The organism is Pediococcus ethanolidurans, assembly GCF_964062635.1.
Classification (GTDB): Bacteria; Bacillota; Bacilli; order Lactobacillales; family Lactobacillaceae; genus Pediococcus; species Pediococcus ethanolidurans.
The window spans coordinates 1,691,866-1,712,046 of sequence record NZ_OZ061250.1 but is presented as its reverse complement, the minus strand read 5'-3'; the positions used below and the strand labels follow the sequence as shown (position 1 = coordinate 1,712,046).

Sequence of the window (20,181 nt, the reverse complement as noted above, 5' to 3'; positions counted from 1 at the left end):
AAAGTAAAATGCGTAACTTTACTTTAGATTCTATAATTTAAATGCGCTATTCTAAGAAATCTTTTAGTTGTTTGGATCTTGAAGGATGACGTAACTTTCTTAATGCCTTGGCTTCAATTTGACGAATCCGTTCACGGGTCACTCCGAAGACTTTACCAACCTCTTCCAAAGTGCGTGTACGCCCGTCATCTAGGCCAAAGCGAAGACGCAGAACATTTTCTTCTCGATCTGTTAACGTGTCAAGAACACCTTCTAATTGTTCCTTCAGTAATTCGTAGGCAGCATGATCAGCAGGACTTGTTGCATCCTGATCCTCAATGAAATCACCCAAGTGAGAGTCGTTTTCCTCGCCTATTGGAGTTTCCAAGGAGACTGGCTCTTGAGCAATTTTAAGGATCTCACGGACTTTTTCAGTTGGCATATCCATTTCAGCACCAATTTCTTCAGGTGTTGGTTCACGGCCAAGGTCTTGAAGCAATTGTCGTTGAATACGAATCAATTTATTAATGGTTTCAACCATATGGACAGGAATTCGGATAGTTCGTGCTTGATCAGCAATTGCACGGGTAATTGCTTGCCGAATCCACCAAGTTGCATAGGTTGAAAATTTGAATCCCTTTCGGTAATCAAATTTCTCAACGGCTTTCATAAGTCCCATGTTTCCTTCTTGAATCAGATCAAGAAATTGCATGCCACGACCGACATAACGCTTAGCAATCGAAACAACGAGTCGTAAATTGGCCTCTGCTAGTTCTTGCTTAGCACTTTCTTCACCTTTTTCGATTCTTAAAGCAAGTTCAACTTCTTGTTTAGCAGTTAACAACGGTACCCGACCAATCTCTTTTAAGTACATGCGGACAGGATCGTTAATTTTAACGCCTGCAGGTGCCTTGGTATCATCTAATTCTTTTTTGCTAATTTTTTGGGCTTTTAAAGCACGAGTACTTGGATCACCATTTTCGTCCACAACACTAATTCCAGCATCTTCAACCTTTTGAATGAGATCGTCAATTTGACGAGCATCCAATTTAAAAGGAATTGCAATCTTATCCGAAAGTTCATCATATTTAAGTTGTTTGCCGGTCTTATTTGCTTTAATTAGTGCGTTGACTTCTTTTTTGTAAGCCTTAGTATTAAACACATTATCTGGACTTTTTGCTGATACTGCCTTTTTGGTTGTTGCTTTTCTAGTTGTTTTTTTTGTAATTGTTGTTTTACTTGTAGTTTTTTTTGCCATAGTTAAATCCTCCCATGAACGTGTTAAGCACCTTGGCGTTGACGATACAAATCAATTAGTTCTATTGCTAATTTTTGCTGTAATTCGGTATTACCCATTTTTTTAGCTTCATTCAACGATTTCGTTTTAGAAGCGATTTGTTGGCTAAGCGGGGCTTCTGCCATAATCACTTTTACATAATCATTAACAGCCTGATCAATATTCTCATCATCTAAATCTTGCAAATCCAGTTCTGCAATGACATTTTGGAGTTCATTATCATGAACAAAGTCCATAAAAGCGGCTGAATCATAAGAATCATGATTTTCAAAATATCCAGATGCTAGCATATAAATTGTTTGATATTTCTCATGCACAAAATGAAAATCTGGTAGTCCGGTAAGCTTTAGCCAAACATTATGATCATAAAGTAAATAATTTAATAATCGTTCTTCAGCAATTTCCACTTTTCCAAGCTTTACTTGTTGTCGGTGATATTCTCGACTAATTGTTTGTGGTGGATTTTGTGTGGCCTGTTGCTGATGATTAGTAATACTTTGCTGTGAACGAATTTGTCGCAGTTGTTGGGCTAAATCCCGTGTTTGTACACCAAAATCTTTTGACAATTGATTCAAATATAAGTCTTGTTCCACTGTAGAGCCAAGATGACTAATTTCATTTAGAGCTAGTTCGATGTAAGTTACTTGGTCCGCCTCATTATTTAAATTAAAATCTCGTTTCAAATAAACTAATTTAAATGCAGTTGGTGTTAAGCGTGCTGACTGAACAATCTCTTTAAATTGTTCAAATCCATGTTGACGGACATACTCATCTGGATCCAGTTTGTCAGGAATTTCAATTACGCTTAATTTCAATCGACTATTTTGACCAAAAGCCTCTAAAGCACGATTGATTGCAGCCTGCCCAGGATCATCGCCGTCGTAACATATATCTAGTTGTGTTGTTGTTCGTTGCAATAAATAAATTTGATCATTAGTAAAACTAGTTCCCATGGAAGCAATTCCATTGACAATGCCTGATTGATATGCAGCAATAACATCCATAAATCCTTCAAATAAGATTGCACGCTTTTCTTTACGGATAGCAGATCTGGCAATATCAAAGTTATACAGAACGTCGCCTTTACTAAAAATTTTAGTTTCAGGACTATTAATATATTTTGCTTGTGAATCAGCTTTATTTAAAATTCGACCAGAAAACGCAATTACATGACCTTGAGGATTCTTGATTGCATACATTACACGGCCCCTAAAACGATCCCGTAAATTGCCCTGTTGATCCTCTATAAACAAACCTGATTGACGTAATAATTGATAATCTAACTTTTTTTCATCAAAAAATTCTTTTAGTAATTGTTCACCTGGAGCAAAGCCCAGCTGAAATTTTGTAATGATTTCATCGGTTAATCCGCGTCCATGTAAGTAATCTAAGGCTTGTTGTCCCATTTCTGTATTTAATAAAACGTGTGTATAAAGTTTTGCTGCTTGATCATAAAGCTTAATTAGTTGACCTTGTTCACTATTTTGAGTCGCGCCAGAATTAGTTTCTGAATATTCAGTTGGAATTTTGATGCTCGCAAAATCTGCAATTTGTTTAACTGCTGCTGGAAATTCAATGTGGTTAAGTTCCATCAAGAATTTAAAAACATTGCCACCTCGTCCACAACTAAAACAATGAAAAATTTGCTTTGATTCAGAAACCGAAAATGATGCCGTTTTTTCTTCGTGAAACGGACAAAGGCCAAAAAAGTTCTTTCCTTGCTTCTTTAGTTGAACGTACTGACCAATCACATCAACAATGTTAACAGAGGTTCGAATTTGATCAATAAGATCTTCTGGAATTGCCTTAGCCAAAAAACGATTTCCTCCTCCCAAGTATACACTAAGCCACGATATCAACACATATCAAATAATACCGCCCTGGCACATAAAAAGCAATTAAAACGATTTAGTTCATTGCTATTAATTACAATCACTAGACTAAAATAATTAGGCACACTAATGACGTAATTAATAATAAAAATAATCTTCATTTACACTAATAAACATACCTGTAGACGAAGATTATTCATAGAGACTAAAGGTTGAAAGCTCAAAAACGCATCTCATTACCTGATACAAAAGTGTTTATGATAACAAAATTAGATTTAAATGCCGTTTTCCAGACCAGGTGAGTCGTAGGACGGCAGCCAAACTATTTTTCGGTGGTCAAGTGGTTTAACACCAGTTATTGAAGTGATTTTTGTACTTTCAACCTTTAGATAGAAGCTATAACTATTTAACAATCAATTCATTTAAATTACCGATAGAGAAAATCAATCTTGCCAAAATTGTGAGTTGTTTCAAACGATTCTCGCGAACTGCTTTGTCATCAACCATAATCATCGTTTGATCAAAATATGCTTCAATCAAAGGACGGAGTGATTGTAAAGCTTGAAAATTCTCGTTTAAGGTACGATCACTAGCCATTTTGCGGACTGTTTCAACGGCATCAAACAATTGTTTTTCAGATTCATTTTCAAATAATGAAGGATCAACGATTAAATTCTGACTTGAAAGGTCAGCTTTATCCGAAATTCGTAAAACACGAGTTAAAGCTTCAATATTCTCTTTAAAGTCTGTATCATTCTTGTGTGTTTCTAGAACTTTAGCCGCGTCTAGCATGTTTAAAATATCGGAATTGGAACCTTTAGTAACAGCTTCCACGATGTCATAACGTGCGTTTTTATTTGAAAACCATTGTCGTACACGATCCTTCATAAAATCACGAACATCAGTAGCATGATGAGTAAAGTCTAGATCGAAGGTTGCCTTTTGATCATGCAAATCTTGTAAAAACTGTTTTTGCAAACTTTGCATTGGAAAATGCCAATTTTGATCGCGCGTAATTCGAACAATTCCTAAAGCCTGTCGGCGTAAAGCATATGGATCGTTTGAACCGGTTGGGATTAAATCAACGGCAAAAAAGCTACCAATATCGTCAAATTTATCGGCAATTGCTAAAACAGCCCCCACTTTAGTTGCTGGTAATGCACCATCTGCACTAACCGGCATATAATGTTCCCGAATAGCAGTAGCTACTGCGGGATGCTCATTTTCAAGCAAGGCATATTTTTCACCCATTACCCCTTGAAGTTCAGGAAATTCGCCAACCATACCTGTGACAAGATCAAACTTATAAATTTCACTAGCTCGTTTGACATCAGCAAGCTCTTGTTCAGTTAAACCAACATACTTGCCAAGTTCTTGGGCAATAATTTGAACTCGTTGCATTTTTTCATACATTGAGCCAATTTTATCGTGAAAACTAACTTTCTTAAGTTTTTCAACATAGTAATCAATACTATGTTTTTGATCTTCATGATAGAAGAAGGCGGCATCTTCTAATCGGGCAGTTAAAACTTTTTCGTTCCCACGAATAACATTTTCCAAATGGTCTTTGTTACCGTTACGTACTGAAATAAAATTAGGTAAAAGTTGGCCCGCTTTATTTCGTGCATAAAAGAAGCGTTGATGGTCGCGCATAGAAGTTATTAAAACTTCTTCAGGAATTTCAAGATATTTTTCATCAAAATGACCTGCAAAGGCAGTTGGCCATTCAACCAAATTATTAACTTCTTCAAGCAAATCAGCATCAACTTCGATATTCCAATTTTGATCAGCGGCAATTTTATTGATCTGATCTTTGATAAGTTGTTTGCGTTTCGTTGCATCCGCAAGAACAAACACGGATTTCAGTTGTTTTTCGTAATCTTGGGCATTATTAATTGTGATGGGTTTACCAAGAAAACGGTGACCTTGAGAAATGTTGCTTGCCGTTACATCCAAAATAGAAAAAGGAATTACTTGATCATCTAAAAGAGAGACAATCCAGCGAATGGGACGAATATATTTAAAACTATAATTAGCCCATTTCATCATCGTTGGAAAAGTCATTTTTTCAACAACATTTTTTATTTTTGGTAAAACATCTGTAACAGACTGACCCACTGTTTTTTTAGTGACATAAACATACTCCGTACCCTTGAGTTCTTTAAAGGTAATGTCATCAGTGGTTACACCTTGACCTCTGGTAAAACCAATTGCAGCTTTTGACCAATTGCCCTCTTTATCCAATGCAATTTTTTTGGCAGGTCCCTTAACTTCTTGTTCCTCATCTGCTTGCCGATCTGCTAATCCAGTAATCAAAATAGTCAAACGTCGTGGTGTAGAGAAAGGTTTAATAGCCGTAAATTCAATTCTTTCTTCGTTTAAGAAGTCGGTCACCCGTTTTTTCAATTGTTCAATACTTGGTGTTACTACATGAGCGGGAATTTCTTCCAAGCCAATTTCGAGTAAATAAGAATGTGCCATTATTTTTGGGCCTCCTTTTGATGATCTGAATTCTTTAAAAGTGGAAAACCAAGTGCTTCACGTTCCTGAACAAAAGCCTTAGCAACTGATTTTGCCATGTTCCGAATTCGAGATAAGTAACCTGCACGTTCTGTAACAGAAACCGCTCCACGAGCATCCAATAAATTAAATGTATGACTACACTTTAAAATATAATCATAGGCAGGATGCACCAAACCATTTTTAATTTGTGCCTTGGCTTCACGTTCATAATCATCAAATAATTGTAATAACATCTCTTGATTACTTTCTTCAAAAGAATATTTTGAGTGTTCGTACTCAGGTTCTTTGAAAATTTCACCGTATTTTACACCATGACCCCATTCCAGATCAAAAACAGAGTCCACATTTTGAATGTATGAAGCCAAGCGTTCCAATCCATAAGTTACTTCGCTAGTTACAGGTGAAACTTCCAACCCACCAACTTGTTGAAAATAAGTAAATTGTGTAACTTCCATACCATCAAGCCAGACTTCCCAACCAACACCGGCACACCCCATTGAAGGATTTTCCCAGTTATCCTCAACAAAGCGAATGTCATGTTCAAGGGGTTCAATTCCTAAAGCTTTTAAACTGCCTAAATAGAGTTCTTGAATGTTTTCAGGTGATGGTTTCATAATTACCTGAAACTGATGATGTTGATAAAGACGATTAGGATTTTCACCATAACGACCATCTGCAGGACGTCGAGAAGGTTCTACATATGCTGCGTTCCAAGGTTCTGGCCCGATAGCTCTTAAGAATGTATAAGGGCTCATGGTTCCTGCTCCTTTTTCAGTATCATACGCCTCCATTAACATACAGCCTTGATCCGACCAATAATGTTGTAGAGTCAGAATAATATCTTGAACAGCTAATTTATTTACCATTATGTGTCTCCTTTTTATTTTGAACACAAAAAAACCTACGCAGAAATAATCTACGTAGGGACGATTTATTCGCGGTTCCACCCTACTTCTGACAAAAGTCAGCAGCTTAATTTGCGAACTCCGAAACGCCAATTTTTTAAACACACTACTTAGTTTCACCATCCTAAGCTCTCTGCAAGTTCATTTAAAAAATTCTTTTCATCATTGTTCAGTATTAAATTCTTCTCTATACTAGGATAATTTTAGATTAAAGTCAATCTTTGAACGCCTCAATTCCAAGAATCCATCGTATCAATAAAATGTTTACTCTTTAGGCTCAAACCAACCTCGTCTTGATAAATTGTGTCAATTAAAGTTTTTAACCTTATCTTGGTTTCGTTTCGAACTTTAATTGATCGAATTTTTTGAAGTTGAATAGAACTTAATCTCTGTAAATAAAAGATAGTTCTGCGATCAAGATGTGAACGTTGTGGGTCAAGATGCCAATGATTTTGGCAGAGCATACCCCCAGAAGATTCAGAATAATCTAGTGGCAGATCGTTTCGCTGACAAATAACGCATTGCCGCCATTCTTGCTGAACCCCAAAAACCGGCAACAATTGAAGCTCGAAAATATGACTAATAATTTCAGGATCAAATCCTTCATTAATCATCGTTAAGGAGTTTGCCGCCATATCAAACCACACAGGAATTGACTGATTATCAGCAAAAGCTGAATCAATTAAATTCAAAATATAGGTAATATACGCATTGCGCTCAATATCTTGATTAATTTGTTCAAATTGAATTAATTTTTTTTCTGCATTTAAATAGCAAAGGCCATTTTCTCTAATTAAGCCCACATAAGTTCCTCTGGTAAAGGGAAGAATAGCGGCTGCCAATTTAAACCCTCTTTTTCTTGCTCCGCGGATATAGAACATTTTTTTCCCAAATTCACGCGTGAAAAATTTTACTAATTGGTCACGTTCTCGATAATCTTTACGAAACATGACAATTCCTTCAAATTGAGCTGTAGTTTGTACTGCCATTAAGAATTTCCTTATTAATAATTATCTTTTCGATAGCCATATGACTGCAAGAGTGATTGTTTATCTCGCCAACCTTCTGAAACCTTTACCCAAAGCTCAAGGTAAACTTTATCACCCAAAAGACGTTCAATATCTTCACGTGCCAAAGTACCAATTTTTTTAAGCATTTGGCCACCATGACCAATAATGATGCCCTTTTGTGTTGGTCGATCAACAATGATAGTTGCTTGAATATGAATTTTGCGTTTATCTTGTCGTTTCAGACTTTCAATAACAACTGCAACAGAATGTGGAACTTCCTGTCTAGTCAGCATCAAAACCTTTTCCCGAATTAATTCGGCCACAATAAAACGTTCTGGATGATCAGTTACTTGATCGTCTGGATAGTACTTTGGTCCCTCGGGCAATTCGGCTGCCAGCGTATCAATCAATTCTGAAACATTATTACCTTGTGTAGCCGAAATTGGAATTACTTCTTTCCAATTCAGTGCATCCTTGTAATTATCCATAATTTCAAGCAATTTATTGGGATTGATGAGATCAATTTTATTGATGATCAAGTAAACAGGCTTTTTTATCTGTTTCAAGCGTTCAATAATGAAATCATCACCGGCACCACGTTCTTCATTAGCACTAATCATGAACATGACTGCATCCACTTCGTTTAGTGTTGATAATGAAGACTGCACCATAAAGTCGCCAAGCTTATTATGTGCTTTATGAATTCCTGGTGTATCGATGAAAATAATTTGTTCTTTGTCAGTCGTATAAATACCCTGAATCTTATTACGTGTTGTTTGTGGTACGTTACTCATAATGGCAATTTTTTGACCAATAACATAATTCATAAACGTTGATTTACCCACGTTGGGGCGGCCAACAATTGCCACAAATCCTGAATGAAACTTTTTGTTTGAACTTACCAAAGTATTTCTCCTATTCTAATGGACTAAAAGCATCCAAATTTTGGGAACAAAAATACATAATCCAATAGTTCCCGAAAAGAAAGCCGCAATCAAAACTGCTCCAGCAGCCATGTCCTTAATGTGTTTGCCTAACTCACTATAAGTCTTTTCAGTCACTAAATCTACTAAGTTTTCAGCAACGGTGTTCAAAGTTTCCGTCACAAACATCAATCCAATGCAAGCAATGATCCAGTACCATTCTTCATTTGTTAAATGTAGAATCCAAGCAAACACAATCACAATGATTGCCAAAGCACTATGAATTCGCATGTTTCGTTCTTCGTGAAAAACGCGAATTAATCCGTTGTAAGCATGCACAAAAGACTGACTAAATGTATGATTTTTTTCGGTTTGTTTTTTATCTTTTAAGGCCATAAGCATTTAAAATTTCTTTCTGAAGAGGGAACATAACCTTCTGGTCTTCGGGTTTCATATGATCGTAACCATTTAAATGTAAAAAACCATGTACACAAAGGAAACCTAATTCCCGTTGATAGGAATGGCCCAAATATTCAGCTTGTTCCTTAACTTTATCAACGGAAATCATAAGATCACCAATATTCGGTGTGATTTCTTCCGCTAACTCATCATCCAAAATGATTGGATCTTCATCCGAATCGTCTTCAATTGCAAAACTGATCACATCGGTTGCCCGATCTACCTGTCGATAGGTTTTATTAATTTCATGAATTTCATCATTATGCATTAATGTGACCGACATTTCAGTATTTGCTGCTAGTTTAAGGTAATCACCAGCAAATTCTAGGACTTTTTGAACTAATTCAAGATTTGTCTTGGGCTCTTCTTTTGTATGATCATAAATTTGAATATCCATAATCTAAATCTACTCCATTTTTAATTTGATTTATGTCCTTCATAAGCATTAATAATTTGTGCTACAACTGGATGACGCACAACATCTTCGGAATCAAATCCAACAAAACCAATATGGCGAACCTTTTGTAAAATTCGTTGTGCTTCAACTAACCCACTTCGAACACCATGGGGCAAGTCAATTTGTGTAACGTCTCCATTAACAATCATCTTAGAACCAAAACCTAATCGCGTTAAAAACATCTTCATTTGCGAGCTCGTTGTGTTCTGAGCTTCATCAAGAATAACAAAAGCATCGTCTAGAGTTCGTCCACGCATATATGCCAAAGGCGCAATTTCAATAACGCCTCTATCCATTAAACGAGTGGTGTGTTCGGCCCCAATAATTTGATAAAGTGCGTCATAGATCGGACGTAGATAAGGATCAACTTTTTCTTTAAGATCACCAGGCAAAAAGCCAAGGCTCTCACCAGCCTCAACTGCTGGTCGAGTTAAAATTAATTTATCGACTTCGCCTCGTTTTAAGGCAGCAACCGCCATAACAACAGCTAAGTATGTTTTACCTGTCCCAGCCGGACCAATTCCAAAGGTAACATCGTTCCGTTTCACAGAATCTACATACTGTCTTTGACCATAGTTTTTAACCCGAACGGCCTTGCCTTTATTGTCTTTAATTAAAGTTTCCTTGTACATATCTTGAAAATAGTTCAAAGTTCCCTTATCCGCCATTTTCATCGCACTGACAACGTCTGCGCTGTTCAGTTGAATGCCTTGCTTAACTAATGACAAAAGGTTTTGAAACACATTAACCGTTCGTTTTGTCGCTTCAGCTTCGCCAGAAATTGTGATTTTCTCGCCAAATGGGTGGATAGAAACATTCATCCCTTCTTCAAGAATTTGTACAAACTTATCTTGATTACCAAGAAGTGACATTTCTTCGCTTGGGTTTGATAACAAAAATTCTTTTTCAATCGTTTTTTGTTCAGCCAAGTAACATTTGCTCCTTCTGATTAATTTGATGGTTATTTTCCATAACCACTCTTATCTATTAACTAAGCTGACTCTTTACAGCTTGATTAACTAACTTTCCATCTGCTTTACCCTTTACCTTAGGCATTACGGCACCCATTACTTTACCAAAATCAGATGTACCAGTTGCTCCCACTGAAGTAATTGTATCTGCAACAATTTTTTCTATTTCTTCTTTAGTTAATTGTTGTGGCATATACTTTTCAACTATCTTTAATTCAGCTTCGGTTGCCTTTACCAGATCATCACGATTGCCCTTTTTGAATTCGTCTACAGATTCTTTACGTTGCTTATATTCACGTGCAATAACTGTTTGTGCTTCTTCATCGCTCAGTTCATGGTTTACTTTAACTTTTTCATTCATTAAGGCAGCTTTAAGCATTCTAATCACACTCAAAGTATCCTTATCTCGCGTTTTCATTGCCGTTTTCATATCGTCTGTAATTGTTTGTACTAGGCTCATCAGTATATCCCCTTATCAAAGTTTTTGATACAAAAAAAGCTCCTGATTTTCAGGAGCATTAAAAATTAGAAGCGTTTCTTGTTCTTGCGTTTTCTTGCAGCTTCTGATTTTAACTTGCGTTTAACACTTGGCTTTTCGTAGAATTCCCGTTTACGATATTCTTGTAATGTACCTGATTTAGAAACTGTACGTTTAAAGCGGCGAAGAGCGTCATCAAGTGACTCGTTTTTACGAACGACTGTTTTTGACATTTTGAATCCCTCCCTCCGAGCTCTAAAGTAACGACAAACTTATCTAATTAAATCTGCTGTTCTTTATTATTATACATAACATAGATTTTTACGTCAACAAAACAATTCAGGTTTATTCAAATTCATTTGAAAAATCATAAAACCGTTTTCATTCACGTCTCCGTATGGTAGACTTAACCTAAAAGGATGAGGGTGATTGATTATGTCAACAAAAGTATTTATAATTTCTGATTCAGTTGGTGAAACTGCGAATTCTGTTGCCAAAGCCGCTTCTGCACAATTTCCTAATGAAAAGTTTGAATTTGATCGTTATCCGTTTACACAGACAACATCTTTATTAGATGGTATCCTGAAACGTGCACAACGACAAAAAGCAGTGGTCTTCTCAACATTTGTTAATCCAGAGTTAAATAAATTTGCTAAAGAGCAATGTGAACAAGCAAAAATTCTGTATTATGATGTTTTAACTCCTGCGATTTCTCTGTTTAAACAACAAACCGGTCAAGAAGCTGCCAATAAACCTGGCACGGTTCATAACTTAGATGAGGGCTACTTTGATAAAATTGCGGCCATGGAATTTGCTGTTACTTATGACGATGGCAAAGATCCGACTGGTTTTTTAAAGGCGGATATTGTTCTTCTTGGTGTCTCAAGAACTTCAAAAACTCCACTTTCATTATACTTAGCTAATAAAGGTTTTAAAGTGGCTAATCTCCCGCTTGTACCGCAAGCTTCAATTCCAGAAGAAATTTGGAAAGTAGATCCCAAAAAAATTTTTGGTTTAACGACAACACCAGAAGTTTTGAATGATATTCGTCGACAACGAATGATTGCATATGGTTTGAATCCAGATTCATCCTATTCAAATACAGAAGGCATCAAATTAGAATTAGATTATGCCGATAAAATTTTCAAACGTTTGGGATGCTTAGTGATTAAAACCTCAAACAAATCTATTGAAGAGACAGCCACTCTAATCATGGAAAGTCTTGATGTGGACGTAAGCAAAGAATAAAAATGGACTAAAACAAAAATAAGTCTGAGAAAATTTACTTTCTCAGGCTTTTTTTATGTCACTGTATTTTACTTTAGGAAAGCATCAAAGGCATTTTGTTCAAGGACGTCAGAAACTAACCTAGGATTGAATTTCTGGGCATTTAACATGGCAATTTCATAGCCGTAAGGTGCATATTTTTTCTTAATATTCTCAGGATCGGCAATCCAAGGAGTTTCCATAATTTTCGGAACATCTTTTAATTGATCATAGTGAGCAATTTTATTAAGTGCTTCAAATCCAATTGTACCTAGTCCAAGATCAGCATGACGATCTTTATGACTTCCACGCGGATTTTTAGAATCATTCAAATGGATTACCTTTAAATAAGATAATCCAATTTTTTGATCAAATTCATTTAGGACGTCATCAAAGTGATCGCGAACATTATAGCCCGCATCGTTAGTGTGACAAGTATCAAAACAAACGGAAATTTTGTCCTGTAATTGAATTCCTTTTATAATGGCAGCAATTTCAGTAAAATTCTTACCAACTTCTGTCCCCTTACCGGCCATTGTTTCGATGGCAATTTGGACGTGTTGATCTGCGGATAAAATTTTATTTAAACCCTTTACAATTTGATCAATGGCAGCTTCGGATCCTGCGCCCACATGTGCTCCTGGATGCAGGACAATTTGACTAGCCCCCAGAGCGTCAGCACGTTTAATTTCATCCCTTAAGAAATTAATGCCAAATTGAAAGCTTTCTGGCTTCAACGTATTCCCTAAATTGACAATATAAGGTGCATGAATAATCAAATTATCAAGTGAGTTTTCAGCCATAAGCTGTTTTCCTTCTGGAATTCGTAACTCGTCAATTGGTTTTCGGCGTGTATTTTGTGGTGCCCCGGTATAAATCATAAAAGTATTAGCTTTATACGAAATGGCGGTCTCAACGGAACCTAAAAACATTTTAGGTGCTTTCATACTTACGTGCGAACCTAATAACATGTTTATCTCCTCCTAATTTGCAATGATTTTCACAATTTGATTAGCTGCTGTACCATTTTCCCAACTCGTAAATTTTTCTTGAAAACGATCAAATCGATTGTCAAAATTTGAAAAAGCTCCCGCCTGCTCAAAGATTTTGAGTTGTTGATAGAATTCTGTTTGTTTAGTTACAATCGGTCCAGGACATTCTTCCAGATAATTAAAATAGAATCCACGTAATTCAGTTGCGTAATGGGTTAAATCATAAGGGAAAAATAACATTGGTCGTCGTAGATTTGCAAAATCAAACATCACTGATGAGTAATCCGTTATAAGTAAATCACTAATTAGGTAAAGTTGATTGATATCGGTATCAGCAAGAATTTTGACGCGTTTTTCAAAGCCGCGAATATCAATATGATCCTTAACCAAATAATGGGGTCTAATGATCAGAATCGTGTCTGGAGAAACAACTGAGAAAAAGGTTTTTAAATCAAATGGCAAATTAAATCGATATCGTCCTTTATAAATGAAATCATCATCTCGCCATGTAGGTGCATATAAAATTACTTGCGTGGCATCTCGTCCCAGCAGAGTGCGTTTTAAATCATGAATGGTGCGTGAGTTGTTTTGTGAATATAAAACATCATTACGTGGGTACCCAGAACGAATAAACTTATTTTTAAACCCAAATGCTCGTTTAAAAATCTCTTCTGAATAAGCATTAGGAGCAATTAAATAATCCCATCTTGCCGCTTCTTTTATAAACTTCTTGTGATATTCTTCTGTAGTTGTTCCCGGGATTTCTACATTATCGATGTCAATTCCTAATTTTTTAAGTGGTGTTCCGTGCCAGGTCTGTATATATTGGGTACCGCGGTTTTTGTGCCACCATAATGGCATCCGAGAATTGAAAACCCAGTACTCAGCCCTTGCCACAACCCAAATCCATTTTATTGACCAACGCTTAAGCAATTGAATCTCTGGATTGGCTTTTTTCACTTTTGCAAATTGACTTCCCTTCACACCAAAAAATAAGGAAGTTGTGTATTCAGGATGTGTTAAAACCAATTCATGATATATGGCTGCGGGATTATCACTGATATCGCGACCGTTAAAACTTTCAAAAATAATTAAATGGGATCTAATCGGTAAACGGATAAGGCATTCATTAATCAAAATCAAGAAATAGCGAACAAAAATTTTAATGAATTGGCCAAACTTATGAGTCATTTAAATTTCACTCCGTTTCATTAAAAAGTTTATCGTCCGATCAGTTGCCTTACCATCATTAAATTCATTCCAGTTATTATTAATTTCTTTAATGATATTTGTTTGATCTTTTGGATTAACTAAAAAATCAGACAGCTGCGGCACAGTTGAAATAATAATTGCATGAAACTCGTCGGAAAAATCATTTTGTAAGCCAACTGTTTTTTTGAACTTATTTTGATCAAAAGTAAATAAACCAATATGACGTGCATTATCAAGCAACGTATAATCAAACAAAATTGATGAGTAGTCTGTAATAAGTGTATCCGCCACAGTAAGGAGTTCATCTGTTGAGATTTTCGGATCAATTGAAGTAATGAAGGACGCTTTTTGTTCCCAGTATTTTTCCAAATCTTGTAAATGTGGATGCAATCTTAAAATTAAAACTGCATTTTGAGGTAACTTCAAGTTCTCAAAATTTGGTGCAAATGAGAACTGAACATCTTTTCGATATGTTGGCGCATACAAGATTAAACGCTTATCCTTCAATTTGGGATAGCTTTTAAAAAATTGCGTTCTTACCTGAGCCATCCACTCATTATTTTTAAATTTATCTGATCTTGGATAACCTAAAGTTCTCATTTGGTGACCATCAAGTCGATAATTTATTCGAAAAATACTAGCCATCTTTTGTGAACCAACGACAATATCATCCGTTGCATCATACACCTTCTGAAAGCGCGATTGAGCTGATAAACTACGTTGACTTGTTGAAGGATCACTAAACCCAAATTCCTTAATTGCACCGTTTGCATGCCAAAGCTGAGTCACGCGCATCTGTTTTGTTTTCACAATAGCACCCATAAATGGAAAATAATTATCGATTAAAATCAATTTACTGCGCATTAACGTGGGAATGATCTTTAAAAATAGTGAAAAACCATTATCAAATTTTATCAGCTGAGCATTTTCTAACTCGCTTAACTCTTTTGCATCTTTTTCAATTTTAGTTTGATAAAAGATCGTGAGTTTTAAAGGCGCAACTCGCTGAGCTAATTTTATGACAAACTCATTATTATTACCAAAACTCATAAGATAGGTTATTTGCGTTTTTCTTTGCCCTGCAAATATCGAAGACCAAAGTCGAACGAGAAACATATAAATAGTCTTCATTTCGATTGCTCCTTGATTTAAAGTGACGGTTCATAAAAGTGCCCAAGGATTGTGACACTTCCAGAGATACTTACAAAAGCCTTTGGATCAGACTCTTTCATTGCCATCTCCAAATCACTCATCTCGTAGCGCGAAATAATGGTAAACAAAATGGTTTTTTGATGATGATTATAGGCACCTTCTGCACCGTGGACAATTGTAATTCCACGGCGAATATGGTTTTGAACACTATCAATTACGCTCTTGGGACGATCAGTCACAATCATCACCTGCATTTTTTGTTGTCTGGTATACGTCATATCCATAATTTTGGCATTTACAATTAAACCAATTGCGGAATAAAACGCATATGGCCAGCCATACACATAACCGGCAGCACAAACGATAAAGGCGTTAAAGACCATATTAATGGTTCCAATGCTTTTTCCGGTTCGTTTTCGTAAAACCATTCCCAAAATATCTAGTCCACCGGTTGACAGCCCGTTTTTTAAGGCCAAACCAGTTCCATATCCATTCACTGCCCCACCAAAAATTGCGCAAATGATTGGATCCGTGGTTAATGTCATGGGGTGAAGGACTTTGATCATAATACTAGCTAAACCAACGGACAAAATTGTAAACAAGGTAAAACGATGGCCAATTTGTGCCCATGCTAAGAAAAACAAAGGTACATTTAAAACAAAGAGCATTAACGCGGTTGATAATCCAAATGGTAAATAATGATCACTTAGTGTGGAAATCAACTGGGCAAAACCAGTAATTCCTGAGGCGTAAATTTTACCTGGCGTCCAGAAAAAATTCATCGCAATTGAAACTAAAATCGCATAAATAAAGGCGGTTCCAGCCAGCGCTGTATATTGATGACGTTTAGCAATTTTTTTAAACTGTTTATCCATGAAAAGTAATTAATTCTCCTTTTCCCAGTGAGTTTTGATAAATGCTTCTCGTCCCCCAGCTTCTTGTTGTGCAAAGACGTCGGGATTTTTTTGATAGAAATCCTGGTGATAATCTTCAGCGGGATAGAAAGGTGCCACGTCCTCAATTTTGGTCACAATTGGTTTATCAAACTGTTCACTAATTGCCAGTGCTTTGCGTGATTGTTCAGCAATTTGACGTTGCTCCGGACTGTTCACAAAAATAACTGGTCGATAATTGTCACCACGGTCTTGAAATTGTCCCATTGCATCGGTTGGATCAGTTTGTTGCCAGTAAATTTGAACTAGTTGTTTATAAGACATAACTTCTGGATCAAAAGTGATTTTTACTGCTTCTGTGTGTCCAGTTGTATGTGATTTAACTTCTTCATAGGTGGGATTAACCGTATGACCACCGGTATAACCCGAAACTACCTTCTTGATTCCAGGTAAAGAATCAAAAGGCTGAACCATACACCAAAAACATCCACCTGCAAAAATTGCTGTTTCTTCTTTGCTCATTTTATCCAACATCTCCGTTAACTTAATCTTATATCGCTGCATTCAGGTTATATAGTATCATAACCCCATTTTGTTTTCTGATTTTTTGATCAAAAAATTAAAATCAGCCGGTAATTATGCATTACTCAGCTGATCGAAATTAGTTAATTATTCATTTTCATTATTTTCATTTACTGAAAATAAATGTAACTCTTGTAGTTGTTTCTCTGCTACTGGTCGTGGTGCCGAGGTCATTGGCTCTACAGCCTTGGAGTTCTTTGGAAAGGCAATAACATCACGAATGTTATCACGCTTTGCTAGTAAACGGGCAAAACGATCTAGCCCAATTGCTAAACCACCATGTGGTGGAAAACCAGTATCTAGCGCATCTAAGAGATAACCAAAACTCTTTTCAGCTCGTTCTTTGGTAAATCCTAAAGCCTTGAGCATCCGTCCCTGAAGTTCACGGTTATGAATACGAATCGAACCACCACCAAGTTCCAAACCATTGAGGATAATATCATAGCTTTGTGCATGTGCTTTGTGAGGATCCTCATCATCATTCATCAGATAATGAACATCTTCTTCATTTGGCATAGTGAATGGATGATGTGCTGGTACCCAACGCGCGTCTCCCTCATCATATTCGAATAATGGCCAATCAACAACCCAAAGGTAAGCAAACTTGTCTTCTGGGATCATATCTTGTTCTTTGGCAATGGTAACACGTAAATAAGCCAATGTATCTGCCACAACCTTTTTCCGGTCGGCCACAAACAACAATAAATCACCGCTCTTGGCTTCAGTAGCGCTTAAAATTTGATCACGAACAGTGTCTTCTTTAAAGAATTTAGCAATCGGACCAGAAAAACTGTCGTCAGTAACTTTCAACCAGGCAAGGCCTTTTGCACCAAAACGTTTGATATATTCGGTATAGTTGTCAATTGCCTTTCGAGAGTATAGGTTAGCCCCGCCAGGAACAGCGATTGCCTTAACTTGACCGCCATTAGCAATAGCGCCTGAGAAAACTTTGAATTCAGAATCTTTCATAATGGTTGATAAGTCTTTTAGTTCCATTCCAAAACGAACATCGGGTTGATCTGTGCCAAAACGTGCGATAGATTCATTCCAAGTAATTCGATCAAATGGTAATTTGACGTCAATATCTAAGGTATCTTTCATAACCTTTGCAATTAGGCCTTCTGTCAAGTCCTGAATCTCTTCGGCATCTAAGAAACTAGTTTCCATATCAATTTGTGTGAATTCTGGTTGACGGTCTCCACGTAAATCTTCGTCTCGGAAACATCGAGCAATCTGATAATAGCGATCAAAACCAGCACCCATCAACAATTGTTTAAACAACTGTGGTGATTGTGGTAAAGCATAAAAATGACCAGGATAAAGCCGAGAAGGAACCAAATAATCTCGTGCACCTTCAGGGGTTGATTTCGTCAAATCGGGCGTTTCAATATCAATAAATCCCTGTGCATCAAAATAGCTGTGAACAGCTTGAGTGATACGATTACGAATCATTAAGCCACGCTGCATTTCTGGACGTCGTAAATCAAGATAACGATACTTAAGACGTAATTCATCTGAAACATTGATATTATCTTGAATATAGAAAGGCGGTGTTTTAGCCTTATTCAAAATTTTAGCTTCATGAACCTCTACTTCAACTTCGCCAGTCTTCATATTAGGATTAATTTCTTTTTCAGATCTGGGGACAACTTTTCCGTTTATTTCGATGACATATTCACTACGTAATTCATCCGCAACGTTCAAAGCCGTTTCAGAAAATTCTTTACTGAAAACTAATTGAACAATTCCTTCGCGATCACGCAAATCGATAAAAATAAGATTACCTAAATCACGTCGTTTTTGAACCCAGCCCTTTAAAACGACATCTTGATTTAAATACTGTTTATTTACTAAACCAGCATAGGTTGTACGTTTCATAATTCTCTATCTCCCTTACTTTTCTAAAAATTTACCAAATAATTTTGGAAAGTTTTTATAAACATCTTCCAGTTTCACCTGTTGCTCATCACCAGTTGCCATGACTTTTAAGTTAACAACTTGTTTAGCTAACTCATCATTTCCAATGGTCATCACAATTTTGGCATTCAAACGATTAGCAGTTTTAAATTGGGATTTAGGTTTACGATTTAAGTAGTCTTGATCAGCACTAAATCCATATTCGCGAACTTTTTCAACAATTTTTAAAGTTTCGGCCTTAGTTTCATCACCAATTGCCACCACGTAAACGTCTAGATCATTTGTTTTAGGTAAAGCAGCATTTTGTGCCTGCATTAATAACAAGAGACGCTCCACACCCAAACCAAATCCAATTCCTGGTGTCTCTGGACCGCCTAGTTCTTCAACCAGGCCATTATAACGTCCACCAGCACAAACGGTCACATCACCGTCTCCTAGGACCTTATCATGGGCCATAATTTCAAAGATTGTATGATTATAATAATCCAAGCCACGAACCATTGAAGATTCAACTTCATAAGGAATATTCAAATCACCCAAAAGTTGTTTAACAGTTTCAAAATGTTGCTTAGAATCATCACTTAGATAATCTAAAATAGATGGCGCATTAGCTACTAATTTTTGATCATTTTTATCCTTACTATCAAGAACTCGTAAAGGATTACGATGTAACCGTTCCTTAGAATCATCACTAAGATCATCAAAGTGTGGCTCAAGATAGGCAATTAATGCTTCTCGGTAGGCCTTTCTAGTTTCCTTATCCCCTAAAGAATTAATAACTAGTTTAAGATTTTGAATACCTAGCTTTTTAAGCAAATGCATACCCATTGAAATTACTTCAACATCCAAGTTAGGACTTTCACTCCCAAAGGCTTCAACGCCAATTTGATGAAACTCACGAAGACGTCCTGATTGAGGCCGTTCATAACGAAACATCGGTCCCATATAATAAAGTTTCACAGGTTTAATCTGTTCCGGTCCATAAAGTTTATTTTCAACAAAGGCACGAACCACGCCGGCAGTTCCTTCTGGACGAAGGGTAATGTGGCGATCCCCTTTATCATGAAAATCATACATTTCCTTCGTTACAATATCTGAAGTATCCCCTGCACTTCGAGAAAAGACCTCGAAGTTTTCAAACATTGGCGTTCGAATTTCATTAAAACGATAATTTGCAAATAATTTTTTTGCCACATTTTCAATATAACTCCATGCAACAGCTTCTTCTGGTAAAATGTCAGCCGTTCCTTTTGGACGTTGGTATTTCATAGTAAAAACCTCCTATTGATATTCAAAACTTTTAAAAATAAATAAAAAGCGCCCTTGTTTTCTA

19 protein-coding genes are annotated in these 20,181 nt (G+C 36.5%); 1 reads left to right on the top strand and 18 read right to left on the bottom strand.

Annotated elements, in window-relative coordinates; translation table 11 throughout:
• Positions 1-46: 46 nt before the first annotated feature.
• From rpoD to rpsU, 11 genes are all read right to left on the bottom strand, one after another.
• Positions 47-1,237, bottom strand: coding sequence for an RNA polymerase sigma factor RpoD (rpoD, locus tag AB3219_RS08455; RefSeq protein WP_253953551.1), 1,191 nt, complete (start codon positions 1,235-1,237; stop codon positions 47-49).
• Between the two features lie 23 nt (positions 1,238-1,260).
• Positions 1,261-3,090, bottom strand: a complete 1,830-nt coding sequence (gene dnaG, locus AB3219_RS08450; RefSeq protein WP_216762700.1) for a DNA primase — start codon at positions 3,088-3,090, stop codon at positions 1,261-1,263.
• 420 nt (positions 3,091-3,510) lie between these two features.
• Entirely contained in the window at positions 3,511-5,589 is a 2,079-nt protein-coding gene (gene glyS / locus AB3219_RS08445) for a glycine--tRNA ligase subunit beta (RefSeq protein ID WP_216753978.1), read from the bottom strand.
• Positions 5,589-6,497: a glycine--tRNA ligase subunit alpha gene (glyQ, locus tag AB3219_RS08440; protein WP_057806087.1), complete on the bottom strand. Its 909-nt coding sequence runs from the start codon at positions 6,495-6,497 to the stop codon at positions 5,589-5,591. Before glyQ ends, glyS begins: the two co-directional genes overlap by 1 nt.
• A gap of 269 nt (positions 6,498-6,766) precedes the next feature.
• Positions 6,767-7,525, bottom strand: coding sequence for a DNA repair protein RecO (gene recO, locus AB3219_RS08435; protein WP_216762702.1), 759 nt, complete (start codon positions 7,523-7,525; stop codon positions 6,767-6,769).
• A 14-nt stretch (positions 7,526-7,539) separates the two neighbouring features.
• The gene (era, locus tag AB3219_RS08430) at positions 7,540-8,451 is read right to left on the bottom strand and encodes a GTPase Era (RefSeq protein WP_057806090.1); all 912 of its coding nucleotides are present in this window, start codon (positions 8,449-8,451) and stop codon (positions 7,540-7,542) included.
• Between the two features lie 15 nt (positions 8,452-8,466).
• Positions 8,467-8,865 carry a diacylglycerol kinase family protein gene (locus AB3219_RS08425; protein ID WP_216762703.1) on the bottom strand — a complete coding sequence of 133 codons (399 nt, stop codon included), beginning with the start codon at positions 8,863-8,865 and terminating at the stop codon, positions 8,467-8,469.
• A complete protein-coding gene (gene ybeY / locus AB3219_RS08420) occupies positions 8,849-9,325 on the bottom strand; it encodes an rRNA maturation RNase YbeY (protein WP_057806092.1) in 477 nt (158 codons plus the stop codon). The genes AB3219_RS08425 and ybeY overlap by 17 nt, the downstream gene beginning before the upstream one ends.
• 20 nt (positions 9,326-9,345) lie before the next feature.
• Complete coding sequence (locus tag AB3219_RS08415; RefSeq protein WP_216762704.1) at positions 9,346-10,314, bottom strand: PhoH family protein; 969 nt, start codon at positions 10,312-10,314, stop codon at positions 9,346-9,348.
• 58 nt (positions 10,315-10,372) lie between these two features.
• The gene (locus AB3219_RS08410; protein WP_216762705.1) at positions 10,373-10,816 is read right to left on the bottom strand and encodes a GatB/YqeY domain-containing protein; all 444 of its coding nucleotides are present in this window, start codon (positions 10,814-10,816) and stop codon (positions 10,373-10,375) included.
• 65 nt (positions 10,817-10,881) lie between these two features.
• Positions 10,882-11,067: a 30S ribosomal protein S21 gene (gene rpsU, locus AB3219_RS08405; RefSeq protein ID WP_002830340.1), complete on the bottom strand. Its 186-nt coding sequence runs from the start codon at positions 11,065-11,067 to the stop codon at positions 10,882-10,884.
• 202 nt (positions 11,068-11,269) lie between these two features.
• Here rpsU and AB3219_RS08400 point away from each other — a divergent pair, with 202 nt between their 5' ends.
• Positions 11,270-12,082: a pyruvate, water dikinase regulatory protein gene (locus AB3219_RS08400; RefSeq protein ID WP_057806099.1), complete on the top strand. Its 813-nt coding sequence runs from the start codon at positions 11,270-11,272 to the stop codon at positions 12,080-12,082.
• Between the two features lie 68 nt (positions 12,083-12,150).
• Here the strand turns inward: AB3219_RS08400 and AB3219_RS08395 are convergent, their stop codons facing one another.
• The 7 genes from AB3219_RS08395 to hisS all read right to left on the bottom strand — a co-directional run bounded on the left by AB3219_RS08395 (position 12,151) and on the right by hisS (position 20,117).
• Positions 12,151-13,071, bottom strand: a complete 921-nt coding sequence (locus AB3219_RS08395; protein WP_216753984.1) for a deoxyribonuclease IV — start codon at positions 13,069-13,071, stop codon at positions 12,151-12,153.
• Positions 13,072-13,083: 12 nt separating this feature from the next.
• Positions 13,084-14,283 (bottom strand): CDP-glycerol glycerophosphotransferase family protein, encoded by a 1,200-nt coding sequence (locus AB3219_RS08390; RefSeq protein ID WP_216753985.1) that lies wholly within the window; start codon positions 14,281-14,283, stop codon positions 13,084-13,086.
• Positions 14,284-15,435, bottom strand: coding sequence for a CDP-glycerol glycerophosphotransferase family protein (locus AB3219_RS08385; protein WP_216762706.1), 1,152 nt, complete (start codon positions 15,433-15,435; stop codon positions 14,284-14,286). It abuts the gene before it with no gap.
• A 17-nt stretch (positions 15,436-15,452) separates the two neighbouring features.
• Entirely contained in the window at positions 15,453-16,331 is an 879-nt protein-coding gene (locus AB3219_RS08380; RefSeq protein ID WP_057806107.1) for a YitT family protein, read from the bottom strand.
• 9 nt (positions 16,332-16,340) lie between these two features.
• Positions 16,341-16,871, bottom strand: a complete 531-nt coding sequence (gene msrA, locus AB3219_RS08375; RefSeq protein ID WP_216753997.1) for a peptide-methionine (S)-S-oxide reductase MsrA — start codon at positions 16,869-16,871, stop codon at positions 16,341-16,343.
• A 147-nt stretch (positions 16,872-17,018) separates the two neighbouring features.
• Entirely contained in the window at positions 17,019-18,809 is a 1,791-nt protein-coding gene (aspS, locus tag AB3219_RS08370) for an aspartate--tRNA ligase (RefSeq protein ID WP_057806111.1), read from the bottom strand.
• A gap of 15 nt (positions 18,810-18,824) precedes the next feature.
• A complete protein-coding gene (gene hisS / locus AB3219_RS08365; protein ID WP_216762707.1) occupies positions 18,825-20,117 on the bottom strand; it encodes a histidine--tRNA ligase in 1,293 nt (430 codons plus the stop codon).
• Between the last annotated feature and the right edge of the window lie 64 nt (positions 20,118-20,181).